Source organism: Rhizobium sp. 18055, from assembly GCF_902706285.1.
Lineage (GTDB): Bacteria > Pseudomonadota > Alphaproteobacteria > Rhizobiales > Rhizobiaceae > Rhizobium.
This window is the reverse complement of record NZ_CACSKD010000441.1, coordinates 1-399: the sequence shown is the minus strand read 5'-3', so window position 1 is coordinate 399 and position 399 is coordinate 1. Positions and strand designations below refer to the sequence as shown.

1 protein-coding gene and 1 pseudogene are annotated in these 399 nt (G+C 66.2%); both read right to left on the bottom strand.

What is annotated here, in order from left to right; all coding sequences use genetic code 11:
* Positions 1-193 (bottom strand): hypothetical protein (locus GVL52_RS29920; RefSeq protein ID WP_200848062.1); only part of this gene is annotated, 193 nt, incomplete at its 3' end.
* Between the two features lie 111 nt (positions 194-304).
* Positions 305-399: pseudogene (locus tag GVL52_RS32580) on the bottom strand (hypothetical protein); the annotation flags it as partial.

The following is a 399-nucleotide window of genomic DNA, read 5'->3' as shown; positions in this document are numbered from 1 at the left end:
AGGCACGATCGAGGGTGCAGTACTGCATGCGTGCTTCGCCCTGCCCTCCCTGTTCCAGCACCTGCCCCAGCGGCTCCATCACGTTGCCGGCGGCGTCGCGCTGCTGCGGCAGGATCGCGGACTGCGCCAGCACCAGCAGCGGTGTTGCCAGCAATGCAGCGCACAGGGTCGCGCGGGCAACGAGGGTGGGCATGGGCGGCTCCTGCGTACGGGATTCCGATGGTAACTGCTGTCCGGGTGGGGCTGAGCCATGCTCGACGGCTGTCTGTCGGGAAGAGCAGCCGAGCATGGGCTCGGCTCTACATCATCCGCAGTCGCAGCCACCCCACCCTTTTTCCTTCGAGGTCTGGCCGATGCCCGGATTGAACGTATTGCTCGGGTCCAGCTGCCGATAGAACC